General features: G+C 28.5%; 20 protein-coding genes and 1 tRNA gene. 16 read left to right on the top strand and 5 right to left on the bottom strand.

All coding sequences use genetic code 11. The features are described from left to right. Nucleotides 1-18 precede the first annotated feature (18 nt). Complete coding sequence (locus tag BS101_RS21780; protein WP_073540988.1) at nt 19-522, top strand: DUF4446 family protein; 504 nt, start codon at nt 19-21, stop codon at nt 520-522. Between the two features lie 184 nt (nt 523-706). On the opposite strand, the gene yyaC is transcribed toward BS101_RS21780, so the two are convergent. The 3 genes from yyaC to BS101_RS21765 all read right to left on the bottom strand — a co-directional run bounded on the left by yyaC (nt 707) and on the right by BS101_RS21765 (nt 4435). Next, complete coding sequence (gene yyaC, locus BS101_RS21775) at nt 707-1294, bottom strand: spore protease YyaC (RefSeq protein WP_073540986.1); 588 nt, start codon at nt 1292-1294, stop codon at nt 707-709. 76 nt (nt 1295-1370) lie between these two features. After that, nucleotides 1371-2426, bottom strand: a complete 1056-nt coding sequence (gene ytvI / locus BS101_RS21770) for a sporulation integral membrane protein YtvI (RefSeq protein WP_073540984.1) — start codon at nt 2424-2426, stop codon at nt 1371-1373. A 626-nt stretch (nt 2427-3052) separates the two neighbouring features. After that, entirely contained in the window at nt 3053-4435 is a 1383-nt protein-coding gene (locus BS101_RS21765; protein ID WP_207649440.1) for a DDE-type integrase/transposase/recombinase, read from the bottom strand. Nucleotides 4436-4656: 221 nt separating this feature from the next. On the opposite strand from BS101_RS21765, the gene BS101_RS21760 reads away from it, so the two are divergent. The 11 genes from BS101_RS21760 to BS101_RS21710 all read left to right on the top strand — a co-directional run bounded on the left by BS101_RS21760 (nt 4657) and on the right by BS101_RS21710 (nt 14070). After that, nucleotides 4657-5511: a mechanosensitive ion channel family protein gene (locus BS101_RS21760; protein ID WP_073540980.1), complete on the top strand. Its 855-nt coding sequence runs from the start codon at nt 4657-4659 to the stop codon at nt 5509-5511. A 4-nt stretch (nt 5512-5515) separates the two neighbouring features. Continuing rightward, on the top strand, nt 5516-5725 hold the full coding sequence (locus BS101_RS21755; RefSeq protein WP_073540978.1) for a DUF951 domain-containing protein: 210 nt from the start codon (nt 5516-5518) through the stop codon (nt 5723-5725). 129 nt (nt 5726-5854) lie between these two features. After that, entirely contained in the window at nt 5855-6142 is a 288-nt protein-coding gene (rpsF, locus tag BS101_RS21750; protein ID WP_012104223.1) for a 30S ribosomal protein S6, read from the top strand. A gap of 12 nt (nt 6143-6154) precedes the next feature. Continuing rightward, the gene (locus BS101_RS21745) at nt 6155-6595 is read left to right on the top strand and encodes a single-stranded DNA-binding protein (RefSeq protein WP_073540976.1); all 441 of its coding nucleotides are present in this window, start codon (nt 6155-6157) and stop codon (nt 6593-6595) included. Nucleotides 6596-6616: 21 nt separating this feature from the next. After that, entirely contained in the window at nt 6617-6871 is a 255-nt protein-coding gene (gene rpsR / locus BS101_RS21740) for a 30S ribosomal protein S18 (RefSeq protein ID WP_012104221.1), read from the top strand. Between the two features lie 143 nt (nt 6872-7014). Then, the gene (locus BS101_RS21735; protein ID WP_073540974.1) at nt 7015-7332 is read left to right on the top strand and encodes a MazG-like family protein; all 318 of its coding nucleotides are present in this window, start codon (nt 7015-7017) and stop codon (nt 7330-7332) included. 11 nt (nt 7333-7343) lie between these two features. Then, nucleotides 7344-8330: a YybS family protein gene (locus BS101_RS21730; protein ID WP_073540972.1), complete on the top strand. Its 987-nt coding sequence runs from the start codon at nt 7344-7346 to the stop codon at nt 8328-8330. A gap of 18 nt (nt 8331-8348) precedes the next feature. After that, the gene (locus BS101_RS21725) at nt 8349-10334 is read left to right on the top strand and encodes a DHH family phosphoesterase (RefSeq protein ID WP_073540970.1); all 1986 of its coding nucleotides are present in this window, start codon (nt 8349-8351) and stop codon (nt 10332-10334) included. Further along, on the top strand, nt 10335-10778 hold the full coding sequence (rplI, locus tag BS101_RS21720; RefSeq protein ID WP_012104217.1) for a 50S ribosomal protein L9: 444 nt from the start codon (nt 10335-10337) through the stop codon (nt 10776-10778). It abuts the gene before it with no gap. 48 nt (nt 10779-10826) lie between these two features. Continuing rightward, nucleotides 10827-12686, top strand: a complete 1860-nt coding sequence (gene lonC / locus BS101_RS21715; protein WP_198039628.1) for a Lon family ATP-dependent protease — start codon at nt 10827-10829, stop codon at nt 12684-12686. Between the two features lie 49 nt (nt 12687-12735). Further along, entirely contained in the window at nt 12736-14070 is a 1335-nt protein-coding gene (locus BS101_RS21710) for a replicative DNA helicase (RefSeq protein ID WP_073540955.1), read from the top strand. 69 nt (nt 14071-14139) lie between these two features. On the opposite strand, the gene hsp18 is transcribed toward BS101_RS21710, so the two are convergent. Continuing rightward, entirely contained in the window at nt 14140-14586 is a 447-nt protein-coding gene (gene hsp18, locus BS101_RS21705; RefSeq protein WP_073540953.1) for a heat shock protein Hsp18, read from the bottom strand. A 278-nt stretch (nt 14587-14864) separates the two neighbouring features. Between hsp18 and BS101_RS21700 the strand changes: the two genes are divergently transcribed. From BS101_RS21700 to BS101_RS21690, 3 genes are all read left to right on the top strand, one after another. Beyond that, nucleotides 14865-14940, top strand: a tRNA-Thr gene (locus BS101_RS21700). 479 nt (nt 14941-15419) lie between these two features. Further along, complete coding sequence (locus BS101_RS23590; protein ID WP_198039534.1) at nt 15420-15569, top strand: hypothetical protein; 150 nt, start codon at nt 15420-15422, stop codon at nt 15567-15569. Between the two features lie 233 nt (nt 15570-15802). Then, nucleotides 15803-16138, top strand: coding sequence for a type II toxin-antitoxin system PemK/MazF family toxin (locus tag BS101_RS21690; protein WP_073540951.1), 336 nt, complete (start codon nt 15803-15805; stop codon nt 16136-16138). A gap of 448 nt (nt 16139-16586) precedes the next feature. On the opposite strand, the gene BS101_RS21685 is transcribed toward BS101_RS21690, so the two are convergent. Continuing rightward, complete coding sequence (locus BS101_RS21685) at nt 16587-17357, bottom strand: hypothetical protein (protein WP_073540949.1); 771 nt, start codon at nt 17355-17357, stop codon at nt 16587-16589. 567 nt (nt 17358-17924) lie between these two features. Here BS101_RS21685 and BS101_RS24690 point away from each other — a divergent pair. Then, nucleotides 17925-18104, top strand: coding sequence for a transposase (locus BS101_RS24690; protein WP_431732558.1), 180 nt, complete (start codon nt 17925-17927; stop codon nt 18102-18104). Nucleotides 18105-18519 lie beyond the last annotated feature (415 nt).

Raw genomic sequence — 18519 nt, 5'->3', positions numbered from 1 at the left:
CTATGAAAGGAGAAAAATATGCAAAATATCATTAACCTAATAAATGGATTACACGTATACATTACAATTGGATTAATTATAATTATAATAATATTATTTATTATGAATTTAGTAATTTTGAAGTCTTTAAATAGATTGGAAAAAAGATACAGAAAATTTATGAGAGGCTCTAATAATAAAAATTTAGAAGAATTTATTATTGGATATTTGGATAGTATAGATAATGTAAAAAATCAATATGAAAATATAAAAAATCTTTATAACGACTTGAATTCTAAAGTAAGTTGTTGTATACAAAAAATATCTGTTATAAGATATAGAGCCTTTGAAGATGTAGGAAGTGATTTGAGTTTTTCAATAGCATTATTGGATGAAAAAAATGATGGTGTAATAATTACAGGAATATATGGAAGAGATGAAAGTACTACTTATGCTAAACCTATAGATAGTGGTCTATCAAGATATGGTTTATCTCAAGAGGAACAACAAGTTTTAGAAGATTGCATAAATAAAAGAATATAGTCTTATTTCAATAAAAAACTCCTTTGGAATATTTATAAATTTAAGGAGTTTTTTGTGTTTGTATTAAAAGGTTATTATAATCATCTGGTTTTATGAATGAATGACATATGGAACTTTTAAAGATATTGTAATTAATGAAATGTTATTTATTAAAAAGACAAATTAGTAGTAAATATTTTATATATCAAGCCTCTACATTTCGGAGAAAACTAGTATTACTTTTTCCACCTATAGTTTTTAATATAGAGTGATATACGCCTTTAGAAATTGTATCAGCTAATTGCATAACAGTAAATAATCGGGTGTTTTGTAAAACCATAAACTCCATTGCACCACATATATTTACAATACCCGTTATACTTAAATCACCTACTTTAGGAAGTGATTTATTCATAGCAGAACCAGGATGAAGAGGTTTGGACTCTAGTATTATTTTACCTACATTTTGAATATTACCGAGGCAAGCGTCAATTGCTATTGTAAAGGGATTATTATATTTAGAATTTATTTCAGTTATTATATCGGAAATATTTTTAGCATGTACTGGATATTGTAAATTTCCATATAATGCAACTCTATTTCTTACTAAAAACTTTAATTTATCTCCTACTATAGGTCCTAAACTATCTCCAGTGGATCTGTCTGTTCCTATACATAGTATTACTATGGTTCTTTTAGATTTGACTATAGGAAATATTTCATTACTAATAGTGTCTCTTAAAGTATATATTGAATTTTTAGCTGTGGGATCTATTATTAATTTCTTAATCATAAAAAACCTCCTATATTAGAATCTTTACCATATAGAGGTTTTTTATACTATAAATTTATATATTTTGTTATAAAATTTAGAACATATCCAGTTTTCTAAATATATTAAAAAATACTACTAAAAATATGCAAAATATCATTCCAGATATGCCATTTGCTTTTAATCCTATAAATAATGCTGCGAGAACTGCTACAGGATGTATTCCAAGAGAAGATGAAACTATTTTAGGCTCAATAATTTGCCTTATTATAGAAACTAATATATAACATATAAGTAGTCCTATAAATGTAACATAATTTTTAAATACTATTAAGTAGATAAAAGCTATAGGTATATATATAGCTCCAATTCCTAGAATAGGAAGTAAATCTGCTATAGCACATATTACGCTAAGTATTACAGCATATTTAACTTTGAAAATTAAAAATACTATTATGGTTTCCAAAAATGTAAATAAAATTATAATCATGTAGGAAAGTAAATAATTACCTAACATTTTTTTGGTTTCAGAATATATTTTTAATAATTTATCTGTTTTGTTGTTTGGTATTAAATTTTGCATATTTATCTTGGAGGAACTCATATCCTTTGTAAAAAAATATGTAGTTAATAAAGTAAAAAGCACCACCATCAATATGTAAGGTATTGTGGCTATTAGATTTATTATATAAGATACTAGTTTGCCAGAAAAATCTACTATTATATTTGAAGTCTTAGTAACAAAATTCGTAAAGTTTTTTTCTAAAGTATTTATTATATAAGGATCCAAATCGTTATAATATTTTTGCAATTTATAAAATGAGTTATATATATCAGTTGAATTCTTAGAAATATATGTTTGGGTGTTTTTCCCAAGTTGTATAGCTTCTTGACTTATGGTAGTTATTCCTAAAACTAACAAAGTTATTATTATTGTAAAGAATACCAAGGTTGTAATTAAAGAAGCAATTCCGCTTTTAATTTTTAGTTTTTGTGAAATAAAAATTGTAGGCTTTCTAAGTACTAATGCACATAAAAAAGCTAGGACAAAAGGTAAAGTGTAGTCAAGAGTATTAAAAAATGTTAAGAAGAGTATGGTATAGACTATAAAAAATATACTAATTTTATCAATTTTATTTATCAAATCACTCATGAGTATATATCAACTCCTATAAAATTTTTACTATTATTTTGATTATTAATAATAATTCTAATATATATTTTTAATTTACATAATAATCATATATATATTATTAAAAACAAAACATATTTGTTATATAATTATATCGTGGACTAAAATATTTTAACATATGAATTCTAAATAAAATTCATGTGTTAAAATAATCTATGTATAATAATTATAAAATAATATAATAGCCTTGTATATACTTATAATAGTAAAATTTTGCATAATTAATGAAAGATTAAGAAGTATTTAATTAATGTACTATGTTTTAGCATGGACTAAGGAATAATATGAATTATAAATAATCTAAATTTATTTATAATTTTTAAGGTAGTGTAAAAAGTTTATGAAAAACTATAAAATAATAAATTTTTAGGGCACCCATAAATGTAAGTTTGTTACAAATAACCGCAGTTGCCCTTGACAAACATTATCCAAATTTTGTTTTACCTTGAAGAGGGCGAAGGGAAAAGATATAAAGACATGACAAAAAGCCCTCTGAAAACCAATTTTAAAATTTGTCTAATTCGGTTTGTCAAGGGTTCGCTGACGCCAACAGCTGCTTTAGGGCTCAGCTAAATAGATATAAAATCTTAGGAGGTAGCCTGTGATATACAATAGTCTTGAGCTAGTTCAACAAGCTTACACCAACGAGCTGGCATGGTTTGAAGACTTTGAAGTACAGGTATTTGAACTGGAACCTTATGATTAAGTGTTGAATGAGTTCTTAGAAAATTAAAATATGCAGCAAATAATGTTACAAATGCTATAGAACCATCTGAACTATTAAAACCACAGGTTGTCCTATAACTGCCTTTAAAGGTTCTATTAAGACGTTCAATTATCTGTTTTAAAGGTCTGTATTCCTTTGAAACGTCATCATTGTTTGTAAGACCTATGACTTGAGTAATATCGAAGTTAATGTCTTCGCTTGCGAAAAAATGTTGTGCCAACAAGTAGATTGGATTACCATCAACAATGAAATTTAGTTTTTTAGGTATATCCTTAAGCTTTGATAAAACGTCGTCTAAAGCTTCAACTGCTGAAAGAGTATCTCTATTTGGTGAAACTCTATAAGAAAGAATAATTTTCTTAACAGAGTCAAAGAAAAAGAAGATATACTGCCATTTACCGTTAACTTTTATGTATGTTTCATCACCACAAAAAGAATTAGATAACTCATAATTGTAGTTATCAACAAAGGGCTTTACCACATGGGATACAGCATCAGCGTAGTTTAAAACTGTTTGATGAGATATTTTAATACCGTGAATATCCCTCATTATTGAAGCCGTCTGTCTTGAAGACATATGGTAGTTTACGTAGTAAGACATAATTAATCCTAAAGTATGAGACGAAACCATTATTTTAGGCAGACTAATTTTAGATTTAACAGGGCTTTTACTGCTAAAAGGCTTATAGTCAAAAGTAAATTCCCTAGTTATATATCTAACTTTATAGTTGTGAGGGTTATTTTTAAAGTCTTCTCTTTCTTTTTTAGTCATTGAAGCTAAATTGGTTTTATAAAAATCACACTCATCATTCTTACATTTATGCACATAAAAGTCCTTGCGAGTTTTGATTTTTTCAAGTGTTTTACCACAGTAAGGACATTTTAAAATAACGGACTTTTGAAAATAATTTTTAGGGTTAAATACTGTGTTGCACACCTTACAAAGGTATTGACCTCTGCCACCATTATTATCGTAAAGATACTGGTGGGGAGCACCACATTTAGGACACTTAACTTCTTTAGGAATGATAGTTTTATTCTTACGTGGCTTAACAGGTGTAAGTTCTTTCTTGTGACTTTCAAAATAGTTATGTAGAAGAACTTTATAATCAAGCTTTTCAGGTATTTCAAATATAGGTATTTTGTCTACCTGAAGCTTTCTATATTCCTTTTTTACTGGTTCGTCAGAGGCAGGGGTAAACATGGGTTTGCCAACTAAAAGAATAAATAATAGGTTAATCATATTGTGTAGGTAAATAATGTATTTAACAAGAAACTCGTTAATCATGCTTGTAGCTTGCTCCTTTCTTCTTTGCTGGAAATTATGACTTTGCAAATCACTAATTTACCCTAAAAGTTTGGGGGGAGCAAGTTATTTATATAAAATTGTTAAAAATGAAAGGGTTACGTCAGAAATTATATTAAAATTTTTGACAATACCATTTTTAAAAATGGGGGGGAAATATGAAAGAAAGTTTAATTGAAATATATAAAAAATTGAAAATACCTAAAGAAAGTATATATAATTTTGGAGAGACAGTCCTTAAAATAATAATTATATTAATCATTATGTATCTTGTCGTTAAAATTGGAAATAAAATAATAAATAAATATGTTTCAAAACAGAAGAATTTTAAAATTTCATTGGATGATAAAAAAGCTAAAACCATAGGAGCTATTTTAAGAAGTGTATTGAAATATGCAGTATATTTCTTTGGCATATTTAGTATAATTGCCATAATATCGCCTAAAATAGGTATAACCGGTCTGACTTTTGCAGGTATAGGTGGAGTGGCATTTGGACTTGGAGCACAGAGTATTATAAAAGATATAATAAATGGCTTTTTTATATTATTTGAGGATCAATTTGCAGTGGGAGATTATATAAATATAGATGACAAAGGTGGTATTGTAGAAAGTGTAGAATTAAGAATTACTAAAATAAGGGATTTTAATGGTGATTTACATATAATACCAAATAGCCTTATAACCCAAATTACTAATCACTCAAAAGGGAATGCTAGGATTATTATAGATACAGATATTGCATATGATGAAAATATAAATAGAGTTATGAGTATAATGTCGGAATTATGTGAAAAGTTTAAGAATGAAAATTCTGTTATTGTAGAAGGACCGACTGTTCAGGGGATAACAAGCATTAAAGATGATAGAGTGACTATTAGAATAGCCGGTAAGACAAAGACAATGACACAATGGGATATGGAAATGAAACTTAGAAAACAAATATGGGAAGTATTAAAACAAGAAAATATTAAAATTCCTTATTCATCAGTAAAAATTTTAAAGGAGGAATAAATATATGAAAAAAATTTTTTATATTGGTGATATAGTGCAGATGAAAAAAGGTCATCCTTGTGGCAGTAATGAATGGGAAGTGATAAGACTTGGTGCTGATATAAAAATAAAATGTTGTGGTTGCAGCAGGATAGTAATGCTTCCAAGAAGTAAATTTGAAAAAAATATAAAAAAGGTTATAAAGCAAAACTCACCTGATATACAGGAAGTATGATTATATATTGTGAATTTTAGCTGTTAAAAAAATTAATTGATTTTATATAGAAAAAGTAGTAAAATAAGAAAACGTAGTCCCTGCTGTGAAAATCACAGCCATTAGTCCGAGGGGAGGAGGTGGAATTCAATGGGTAAATACGAAACTATATTTATATTACACCCATCATTAGATGAGGAAGGTTATAAAGCTAATGTAGAAAAATTTAAAGGTGTAATAGAAAATGGTGGAGGTGTAATAGAAAACGTTGATATTTGGGGTAAGAGAAAGCTTGCCTATGAAATAAAAAAAGTTAACGAAGGATATTATACCCTGATAACTTTTAATGCTGATCCTACTTTGCCAAAAGAGTTAGATAGAGTATTTAGAATTACAGATACAGTTGTTAGACATATAATAGTAAAGGATGAAAAATAGGTGGTGTTTTAATTGAATAAAGTTGTTTTAATTGGAAGATTAACTAAAGATCCGGAATTAAGATTTACACCAGGAATGGGAAAAGCAGTTACTACCTTTACTATAGCTGTTGATAGAAGATTTACTAGAGATGGACAGAGAGAGGCAGACTTTATTCCCATTGTTGTATGGGGAAAACAAGCTGAATCTACTGCTAATTATATGAGTAAAGGAAAGCTTATAGGCATTAGTGGCAGAATCCAAACTAGAAGTTATGAATCTAGAGACGGTATTAGAAAATATGTTACTGAAGTTATTGCAGAAGAAGTCCAATTTCTTGAATGGGGACAGAAGTCTGTAAGAGACAATAACACTGAAGTTCTATCTGAAGATTTTGGTAAAGACTCAAGTTTTAATGAAGATATCTACGGAGAAGATATTACTCCAGTTGATGAGGGAGATATCCCATTTTAAGAGTAAGGAGGGAGAAGCAGTATGGCAAATAGAGAAGGCGGAAGAAGAAATTCCGGAAAATTAAGAAGAGCCAAGAGAAAAGTTTGTGCTTTTTGTATGGATAAGTCTGAGTTTATAGACTATAAAGATATAAATAAATTAAGAAAATATGTTACAGAAAGAGGAAAAATTCTTCCAAGAAGAATTTCTGGAAACTGTGCAAAGCATCAAAGAGAATTGACTAGAGCGATTAAGAGGGCTAGAAACATAGCTTTATTACCATTTACAACAGAGTAGTTAAAAAGTGAAGAATTTGTATTCTTCACTTTTTTTAAACCTAATCTGAAATTATACAATTAAGTTTAAATCTATTACTTCTATTTATTGCACAAAAATATAAAAGAAACTAAAATATAATTAAAGAATAGGAGGAGAACTGTATGAAAAAACAAAATTTTAACATAATGTATAATGTTAAAATGATAGAGGATTTAAAGGCGGATCTTCTATGTATAATAGGAGATTTTTTTAAATTACTTACAAAAGGAAGTAATGTAGCACAAGAAGCCATATTAGATTGTATTTCTGGAGCAATAATAATATTATACTTGCTTGCAGAAAGATTAGGATACTCTCATACAGCCGTAGATGAAACTATAAAAAGAAAGTTAAAAATTGGTATAATTGAAGAAGATAAAATAGAAAAAGATGGGAAAGATTTAACCAAATTATATAATTATCTTAAAGACAGAAATTAATGGAGGTAGATATGCAAGGTAAAACGTATAATGTAAAGGCTTTAGCAGAAGCAGGTATTATAACGGCATTTACAGTAGTAATAGTTCTTATAAATATATATATACCTATATTATCTATAGTTATTAATTTTATAATACCTATTCCTATAACAATATTATATATAAGGCAAAACTATAAGGTTACTTTGATTTCTGTAGCAGCTAGTGGTATATTTATAGCAATGCTTTATAATCCTATAAGTGCATTAGCTTCAATATTATTAATAGGGCTTACAGGAATGACTTTAGGATATTGTATAAAAAATAAAAAAGAGTTTGGAAATACAATTATCTTTGTAGCTATATCTTTTGCTTTAGGAATAATATTTTATTTGTTTATTTATACTATGCTCATAAATAAAGGTGGAATATATGGATTTGTTAATGAAATGCTGGCAGGTTTAAAGCAGTCAATGGAATTAAGCAAAGATATGTATAAAAGAGCTGGAATGTCAAGCAGTGAAGCTGCTGTAATCGAAGAAATATTTAAGGTATTTACACCAGAATATATTATGAGACTTATTCCAGCTATGGTTGTAATTTTATCATTTATTTCGTCTTATTTAAATTATATGGTAACGTTAGTTGTACTTAAAAAATTAAGATACGAAGTTAAGGAAATTAAACCAATTGGTCAATGGTATATGAATACCAGAATAGGTACATTGGTTGGTTTAATTCTTGTTATAGGAATGCTGCTCGATAGAAAAAATATAGTTATAGGAGAATATCTGGCTAATTCATCAGGGACTATACTTCAATTCGTACTTTTATTAGATGGGATAGCATTGATTACATATTATTTAATAGATAAGTACAAAATGTCTAAAAAGATTGCTGCCTTAATAATAATATTTACAGCCATGTCAAGATTATCTTTATTTTATACTATTATAGGATTTATAGATATGATATTTGATTTTAGAAAACTCGACCCTTATAGAAAGTTAAAAAAATAGTACCGGGGGTTTTATTTAATGCAAGATAATTATAATTATTTTATAACTAGTAATAAAGTATATATGATAATAATTGCAGTGCTGATTTTATTATTAATGCTGTATGGACATATAATAATTGGCAGCATAACTATTGCTTTGTACGTGCTGCTTGTAATCTATAATATAAAAAATACAAAATTCAGGAAAAATGAATGGAAAAAATTCATAGAAGATTTCTCATCTAAACTTGATATAGCTACTACAAGTACACTTGTTAAATTCCCATTTCCCCTTGTTATAATAAAGGTAACTGGAGATGTACTTTGGTATAATCAGAACTTTTCCTCTATATTAAAAGGAAAAGATATATTAGGTCAAAATATTAAAAATATTGCAAGAGATTTTAATATTAAACAGGCGGTAAATGGCAAGGAAAGTGTATTTAAATATATAAAAATCAAGGATAAATATTATGATATATACACAAATATAGTAGGTACTTCTGAAAAATCTAAGGATAAGATTGTTATATTATATCTTTACGATGTGAGCCAATCCTATGATATGGTAAATTCAATAAATGCAAATAAAGATACTATAATGCTTATGGAAGTGGATAATTTTGATGATGTAGTTAAGGCTATGGATGAAGATGATAGGCCACTTATAATAGCAGAGATAGAAAGAACTATAAATATTTATGCACAGAGTTTAAATGCAATGATTAGAAAGTATGAATCCAATAAATATATATTTTGTATACAGAATAAGTATATAGAAAAAGAAATGGAAAAAAAATTTGAAATATTAGATACTGTAAGAGAAATAAACATGGGAAACAAGCTTGCAGTAACTTTAAGTATAGGTATAGGCAGAGGAGGAGACACTCCTTTAGAAAATGAAAAATATGCGGTATCGGCTAAAGAATTGGCATTAGGTAGAGGTGGAGATCAAGCGGTCGTAAAAAATGGAGATAAGTTACTATTTTATGGTGGAAAAGCCAAAGAAGTTGAAAAAAGAACTAAGGTAAAGGCAAGGGTGGTAGCTCAAGCACTTGTAGATATAATAAATGATAGCAGTAGTATATTTATAATGGGACATATCAAGCCAGATATAGATTGTTTAGGTGCTGCAGTAGGAATACACAGTGTGGTAGGTCTACTGGGTAAGATGTGTTATATTGTATTAAATAATCCAAATGAAAGTACAAAACTTATATTGGCTAAGATAAAGGAAGAAAAAGAATATAAGGATGTATTTATACATAGCAGAGATTGTGAGGATAAAATGGATGAAAACAGTCTTCTCATAATTGTAGATGTTCACAGTGAAGGCTATGTAGAAAGTATGGATTTAGTGAATAAATTTAGCAGGATGGTTATAATTGACCATCATAGAAGAACTACAGATTTTATTAAAGGTTCACTTTTAAGTTATATTGAACCGTATGCGTCATCTACTTCTGAATTAGTTACGGAAATGCTGCCATATATGGTAGAAAAGCCTGACATAAAAACTATAGAAGCGGAAGCTCTTCTTGCAGGGATATGTGTAGATACTAAAAATTTCTATTTTAAAACTGGAGTAAGGACTTTTGAAGCTGCTTCATTTTTAAGAAGACTTGGTGCGGATACTATAGAAATAAAAAAATTTTTTTCTTATGATTTAAAAACTTATTTGAAAAGGGCTGAAATTATAAGGTCAGCTAATATATATAATAATATTGCTATAGCGGTATGTCCTAAGCAAATAGAAAGTATACTATTAGCAGCTCAAGCGGCAGATGAATTGCTAAATATTACAGGTATTCAAGCGTCTTTTGTTTTTGTTAAAATAAAAGATGAAATATTCATTAGCGGAAGATCCCTAGGAGATATAAATGTGCAAGTTATACTTGAAACCTTAGGCGGAGGAGGACATATTACTATGGCAGGAGCAAAATTGGAATATGTAACTATAGATGAAGCCTTGTTGAAATTAAAAGATGCCATAAAGAAATATGTTAAGGAGAGTGAAAAATAAATGAAAGTTATATTATTAAAAGACGTAAAAACTCTAGGGAAAAAAGGTGAAGTTATAAATGCTTCAGATGGATATGCCAGAAATTATTTAATACCAAAAGGATTTGCAGAAGAGGCAAATAAAACTAATCTTCATATATGGAACAATAAAAAGGAAGCTGAAAGAAAACAGAAGCTTGCAGAAATTGAAGCAGCACAAAAGCTTGCAGCAGAATTAAAGGGAAAGGAAATAAATTTAACTGTTAAATCAGGAGAAAATGGAAGAATATTCGGTTCTATAACCGGAAAGGATATTTCAGATGAACTAAATAAAAAATTTAAAATAAATATAGATAAGAAAAAGATAGTAATTAATAATATAAGACAGCTTGGTACTTATGATGTGGAAGTTAAATTATATCCTGAAATATCTACAAAAATAAAAGTAATTATTGCAGAAAAATAAGGAGGAAAACTCGTGAAGTTACAATTTATTGATGGTTTGGATAAAGAAATGAATAATTCCATACCAATAGATATTCAAGTTAAAGTATTATATGATTTATTAAAGAAAGTTATGGATGAAGCCACTATAAATGACAAGGTGGAAAAGTATAATCTTCAAGATTACATAAACAGTGAGGATGTATTCAAAAGAATATATGCTTTAAATAAAATAGTAAGTGATGGAAAAGGATTAAGTATTATACCAAATCAGTCTAACATATATAATGCTTTAGAGGATACCAATAATTGGCTTGCGGAGACTTTAGCAGAGAGGTATGTAAGAACTAAAATTGAAAGAGAAGTAGAAAAGAATGTTACAGAACGTCAGGACAAGTACATGGACGAGGTAAGATTAAGTATTATAAAGAAGCAAAGAGGACCAGAAAATGCTAAAACTTTAAAAAAGTATGCAAAACTTGAAGTATTAGATTCTAAAAGTCTTAGTAAAAATATACAAAGACTTTTAAGACCAGAAACTTTTGATGAAATTATAGGTCAAAGGAGAGCTGTGGAATCTATACTTTCTAAAATAGCATCACCCTATCCACAGCATATAATTTTATATGGACCTCCTGGTGTAGGTAAAACTACTGCTGCCAGAATTGCTCTTGAAGAGGCAAAAAAATTAAAATTTACTCCTTTTAATAAAGATGCTAAATTTGTAGAAGTTGATGGTACTACCTTAAGATGGGATCCTAGAGAAATTACAAATCCTCTCTTAGGTTCTGTACATGATCCTATATATCAAGGTACAAGAAGGGATCTGGCAGAAGGGGGTATACCAGAACCAAAGCTTGGACTTGTTACAGAAGCACATGGAGGGGTACTTTTTATAGATGAAATCGGTGAGCTAGATGAAATGCTTCAAAATAAATTATTAAAAGTATTAGAGGATAAGAGAGTTGAATTTTCATCTTCATATTATGATCCTGATGATGAAAGTATTCCAAAGTATATAAAATATTTATTTGATAAGGGAGCTCCGGCAGATTTTTTACTAATAGGGGCTACTACTAGGGAGCCAGGAGAAATAAATCCAGCTCTTAGGTCAAGATGTACAGAAGTTTATTTTGAGCCTCTTTCTATAAAAGATATACAGAGTATAGTTGAAAATGCAGCACTAAAGTTGAATATAGAAATGGAAAGTGGAGTATCTGAACTTATAAGTAAGTATACTATTGAGGGAAGAAAGGCTATTAATATATTATCAGATGTGTATGGATATGTACTTTATAATAGCGGCGTTAAAGATTTAAATAACAAAATTAAGATTACAGTAGAAGATTTAAAAAAGATTATATCTATAGGTAGGTTTAAATCTTTTGAAGAGGTGTCTTTAAAATCAGAATATGAAGTAGGCCATATTTATGGATTGGGAGTAAGTGGATACATAGGTTCTACTATAGAAATAGAATCAGTGGCATTTAAAGCCAAGGAAAAAGGAAGAGGAGTTGTAAGATTTAATGATACAGCAGGAAGTATGGCAAAGGATTCAGTATTTAACGCTGCTTCAGTAATAAGAAAAATAACGGATAAGGATATAAGTGATTATGATATTCATGTAAATATAATAGGAGGAGGAAGAATTGATGGACCTTCTGCAGGAGCTGCTATTACAGTTTGCATAATAAGTTCTCTTTTAAATAAGCCTTTAAAGCAGGATATTGCTATTACAGGAGAAATATCTTTAAGAGGTAATATAAAGCCTGTAGGCGGAATCTTCGAGAAAACCTATGGTGCTAAAAGGAATGGAATAAAAACAATGGTTATACCTATAGAAAACCTGAAAGAGGTACCTACGGATATTAAGGATATAAAAGTTGAACCAGTATCTAATATTGAAGAATTGATGAAAATAGTATTTTAGTAAATAATATAGAAGTAATTGTATATAAGTTTAAGGAGTGAGGATATCCATGGATGCACCTTTAGGAAGTATACCTCATAATTTGGAAGCTGAGCAAAGTGTAATTGGTTCAATGCTTGTTGATAAGTCTTCCATAGTTGAATCTATGGAAATCTTAAAAGTTGATGATTTTTATAGAGAATCACATAAGGTTATATTTGAAGCTATTCTAGATTTATATAAGAGGGATATAGCTGTAGATATAATAACATTGACTGAAAGTTTGAAATCTAAATCTAAATTGGAAGCTGCAGGGGGAATAACATATATAAGTGAGTTAAGTGGCTCTATAGTATCAACTGTTAATTTACAATCTTATATAAAGATTATAAAAGATAAATCTACCCTTAGAAAACTTATTAAAGCTTCTACAAAGATAATAGAGGAAAGTTATAATAATCAAAATAATGTAGAGAAAACTATTGATATGGCCGAAAAATCTATATTTGATTTGTCCAATAATAGAAAGGTATCTGATTTTGAGCCTATGAATGTTGTACTTGAAAGAGGATTTTTAGAGATAGAAAGATTGTTCAACAATAAAGGGCAGACTACAGGGGTAGCTTCTGGGTTTAGGGAATTAGATGCTAAAACCTCAGGATTTCAAAAGGGTGATATGGTTTTGGTAGCTGCCAGGCCCTCTATGGGTAAAACGACCTTTGCATTGAATATAGCAGAATATGCAGCTTTAAGAGAGGGTAAGAGAGTGGCTGTATTTTCTCTTGAAATGTCAAAGGAGCAATTAGCATATAAATTATTATGTTCTGAAGCACATATAGATATGCTAAAACTTAGAACGGGAAATTTAGAGGATAAGGATTGGGAAAACATTGCCCGAGCTTCAGGACCTTTGGCTGAAGCAAAAATATTTATAGATGATACTGCAGGAATATCCATTATGGAAATGAGATCCAAATGTAGAAGATTAAAAATAGAGCATGGTATAGATATTATAATTATAGATTATCTGCAGCTTATGAGTGGTGGAAGAAATTCGGAAAGTAGACAACAGGAGGTATCAGAAATATCTAGATTTATAAAATCACTTGCAAAAGAGATGCAGTGTCCTGTTATAGCGCTTTCACAATTATCCCGTGCTCCAGAGGCTAGATCGGATCACAGACCTATGCTTTCAGATTTAAGAGAATCAGGTTCTATAGAGCAGGATGCAGATATAGTTATGTTTTTATATAGAGATGAATATTATAATAAAGAAACAGAAGAAAAAAATGTGGCAGAATGCATTATTGCAAAACAAAGAAATGGTCCTACTGGTACCATAAAATTAGCTTGGATGGGGCAATTCAGTAAATTTGGAAATCTGGATGTAATACATCAGGAATAAACTATAAGGAACTATACTTTTAATATAGTTCCTTATAGTTTATTATGAGTTTATAGAGGAAGGCGTAAATTAGTGTATTTCTATTTTATTATTAGTTCCCTTTCCTTTTTCTAACTTTGGAAGTTCAATTTTTAAAACTCCTTCTTCAAAAGAAGCAGTAATATTTTTTTCATCTACATTGTCAATATAAAAGCTTCTCTTAAATTCACCATATCTTCTTTCTCTTCTTATGAAATTTTCTTTGTTATCTTCTATAGTGTCATCTCGTTTAGCAGATATTGTTAGATAGTTATTGTCAAAATTCAAATCTATAGCATCCTTTCTTATACCTGGAAGATCTGCTTCAATCAGATAGGAAGTATCAGTTTCTTTAAGATCAACTTTAAGTCCATTATTAAATAAGTTCATGTTAAATGGCGTTAAAAAATCATTGTTAAAGAAAGAATTGAAGAAGTTCTCAGCATCATCACCTCTTCTTATAGAATCATTTTTTCTAAATGGAACCATATCAAACATAATACATACCTCCTTGTATATGACTTTATTATTTATTAATTTTTATTACATCTATATAGTATACTAAAAGTCAAAGAAAGTCAAAGTCTAAAAAGTATAGATTTTTCTACTAAGAATTAGAAATTGCTATTAAAGAGTATATAATTTAGTATAAACAATATATTTAAAAGTAAACTAAAAATTTTAATGATTTTTACTGCTTAAGTAGATGAAATATAAAAAAATTTTTTATATTTGATTATAAAGAAAATTTGTATTAAAATAATATTGTATATTTTGCTCCTATAGCTCAGATGGTAGAGCAATTGATTCGTAATCAATAGGTCGCAGGTTCGACTCCTGTTGGGAGCACCAAGGTTGTCAGGCTAAAATGGATGCAGGATTGTATTGGTTTTGGCCTGATTGTTTAGAATTGGACAAAATGAGCATAATGTGAAGTCTATGAAATATGACCTGTTGATGAAAATTCAGACAAGTTGTTAGTGGATCTATTTTGACCTAATGACACAGAGATAAGGTAAGGGCATGGATAAATCAGATATATTAGAGAGGGGCATAGATTCTATTCTTGATTAAATATGTATATAATACTGACATATTAAGATGGATATAAAAGTAGGTCACATGGTGGAATAAACTTCATTATGTGACTTTTCTACGTTGCATCAGAGATATATAAAATTTAAAAATATATTTATTTTAAGCAGGTAAATTATAGGATATAATATAATAAAGGAATAGTATATATTGATGGATAATAAGGAGGATACAATTTTGAGTATTGAAAGCATAGAATTGAAAAATTTTACTGTATTTATAAACATGATGAAATTATGTATTATTCATTATATAAAACTGATGACGATGTAAAATGTGAAAATAACATTAATTTTGAAAATTTAAAGAATAATACAATCATGGATATCTTTATTCAATTGTACAAGAATGAAGTTGAAAGAACTATGGAATTTAGTAAAAAATAATATATAATGATAATATAAATTTGATTTGGGGAAGGTGATATAGATGATTAAAATAGATGATGTAGTAAAAAAATTGAAGCATTACCACCTTATTTATTACAGGAAGTAGCAGATTATATAGATTATATAGAATTTAAGAAGAATAAAGACAGAAATCTAGAAATAGATGACATAACACTTGCAAGTGAAAAGAGTTTAGCAAAGGATTGGCTTGATCCAGAGGAGGATAAAGCATGGGAGAATTTATAAAAGGTGATGTGGTTGTTGTACCCTTTCCATTTTCTGATTTATCCAATTCAAAGAGACGTCCGGCATTGGTATTAGCTGACCCAGAAGGTCATGATTTAATACTTTCACAAATAACAAGTCAAAATATATGTGATATATACTCAATTAAGCTCAGAAATGACGATTTTACTAAAGAAGCATTAATGAAAGATAGCAATATAAGACCTAATAAAATATTTACGGCTGATGAAAATATAATTATTTATAGAATTGGGCATTTGGCTAACGAAAAAATGAAAAAAGTAACCGAAACGGTTATTGAAATTCTAACAGAAGAGTAAATATTTTTATTATATATAACGTAGCTTGTTGAATAACAGTAATTGTAAAACTAAATAAGTCATCACTTTATGATATAAGAATGCTTTATTTCGTGAATCTCCAATAGGTAATAGTCTATATAGACATAGAATAAAAATGGAACAATTATTTTCTGTACTTAAGGGTTTATATAACTTGGAAAACCCAAGGTTCTATGGTAAAAAGTGTTATGAACATCATATTAAATGGGTGCTTCTATCATACATACACTAATAGATGAATTTAATGAAAAAGAGTAAGGAATAACATCAAGAAAGTATCCCTGGAGTATTTAAAGATTCTAATAATAATCCATTTAATATAGTAAATTTAGCAATTTTTAATGCGGTTAGTGCAATGCACATAATATCACATGAATTCCAGATTATGAATTATTCAACAAGCTAAAATATAAATAAAGTCATAATATTATTTTATAATCTTCATATTATCCATAAGACATCCTAAACCTTCTGGAATATTCAAATGGCCATTTTCATCTAATTTATATTCTTTTCCCTCAACTATAAATACTGAATCTTTTGTATAACCATATTCAAACCAATTAGATTGATTAAATCCACGCCTTTCAGCTTCTACTTGATATTCTGGATATATAAGTCCATTATCCAATAGATAAAATTTATTGGATTGTGAACCACTTTTAATTTCAAACCACCCAGGAGTAATACCAACATTATTTAATATTTCTTTTATTTCTGTATCGCTGTATCCTCCAGTTCGAACAAGAAAAGCAGTTTTATCTTTTGCAAGGCTTGAAAGCAATCTTGATGTTTTACTTATTTCCCCATAATCTGATGATGGTAAAGTTAAATTATCGTCAAGACCAAGCTGTGAATAAGGCATATAAATGTTACCACTATTATCAACTGTATATATTGCTAGTGTACCAGAATTTGTTTTTAATTTATAAAATGAGCCTTCACTCAATTCGAGAATATTATTAGAAGCAGTTAACTGTTTTATATCGCTACCTTGAATTTCCTTAAGGGATAAAAGATGCTGTTGGTTTTCAATTAGCTGCTTTCCATTAGTAATAGATATATTATCTGAACTTGAAGTATTCAAATTTCTCTTAACTGTGTTATTTAAAGACTGTATTAAATTCAATTGTTGATATTTTAAATCATTATATATGTTTTTATTAAATAAAGAATATAGGTAGGTATTTAGCTTCAATATTAATTAACTCCTCTCATATTTGTTTAAAGGTGTATAGTTTATAAATAATACTTAAAAATAAATTTACAAATTATTGTGGTAATACAGGATAAATATATTGAAATGTAATTTCAGGAATCAATCCATATTTTTACTAATATATAACTATACACCTCATTACTTTATCGTATATGTTAAGAGGAGGTTAATACATATATGGAATTTTATATAATAAATAACTATATATTTACTCAATATGTCTTTTGCACTTACTGGGATGGTATTTAGAAAGGATTAGGGACTGCTGGCAAGCCAGTGGCAAACAAAACAGAGTAGTGTATATTTAATAGATGTATAATATGCTGTTTTTATACACAAAGATTAAATATAATTATACATAACGCATTGTGCTAGTTAATATATTATAAGAAAAACCCTAACAAAAACTAATCACCTGGATTATAATTAAATTAGGAAAAGAAACTATAACAATTAGTATTGTAGGCCAAGCTGCCACAATAGCCTCTGAAAAAGCATTGTTTGACTTTGTAAAAAAGAACTATCGTGATTTATTTTCTAATATTGGTGATAGAACAAGATTTAATAGAACAAAAAGAAACTTATTTTGGATTAAAGCTTCATGCCTTAGTTTCAATGAAGGGCTTTATAACAAACTTTATTATAACCACTGCAAATGTTGATGATAGAGCAGCTGTGTTTGAATTAGTTGAAGCAAATAAACACATTAAAAATACTAGGAGATAAAGGATATACCAGCAAGAAATTTTTGTGCTTTTTTTAAATTCAATATTTTGGAATATAGGATCTAGCACAATGCGTTATACATATATGTTACTTATTGCAGTTATCTAATACGTGTTTGACAAAGCCAAATATGTATGTTAAAACTAACATAAGAAAGTTAATTATTTTCTAGTATGCATTGTATTTGCTTGTATTAAATTTACTTGGGGATACAAGGCTTGTTGATTTACCTGACCGTGAGGCATTTCCAGCGGAAAGGCGTGCATTTGGCATGGTTTATTTCTATTTTTGCTAATCTGCTCCCTTTCTGAATGAGTTTCGGAAAGGGAGTTTTTATTTTAATATAATTGAATGACAATGGAGATTATAAATATTTAAGGGGATATTTTGTAAAATTATTTTAGAAAGGGGTAAA

It is taken from the genome of Clostridium kluyveri, assembly GCF_001902295.1.
Lineage (GTDB): Bacteria > Bacillota > Clostridia > Clostridiales > Clostridiaceae > Clostridium_B > Clostridium_B kluyveri_B.
The sequence above is the reverse complement of the archived record's forward strand: the minus strand, read 5'-3'. Positions and strand labels throughout refer to the sequence as shown.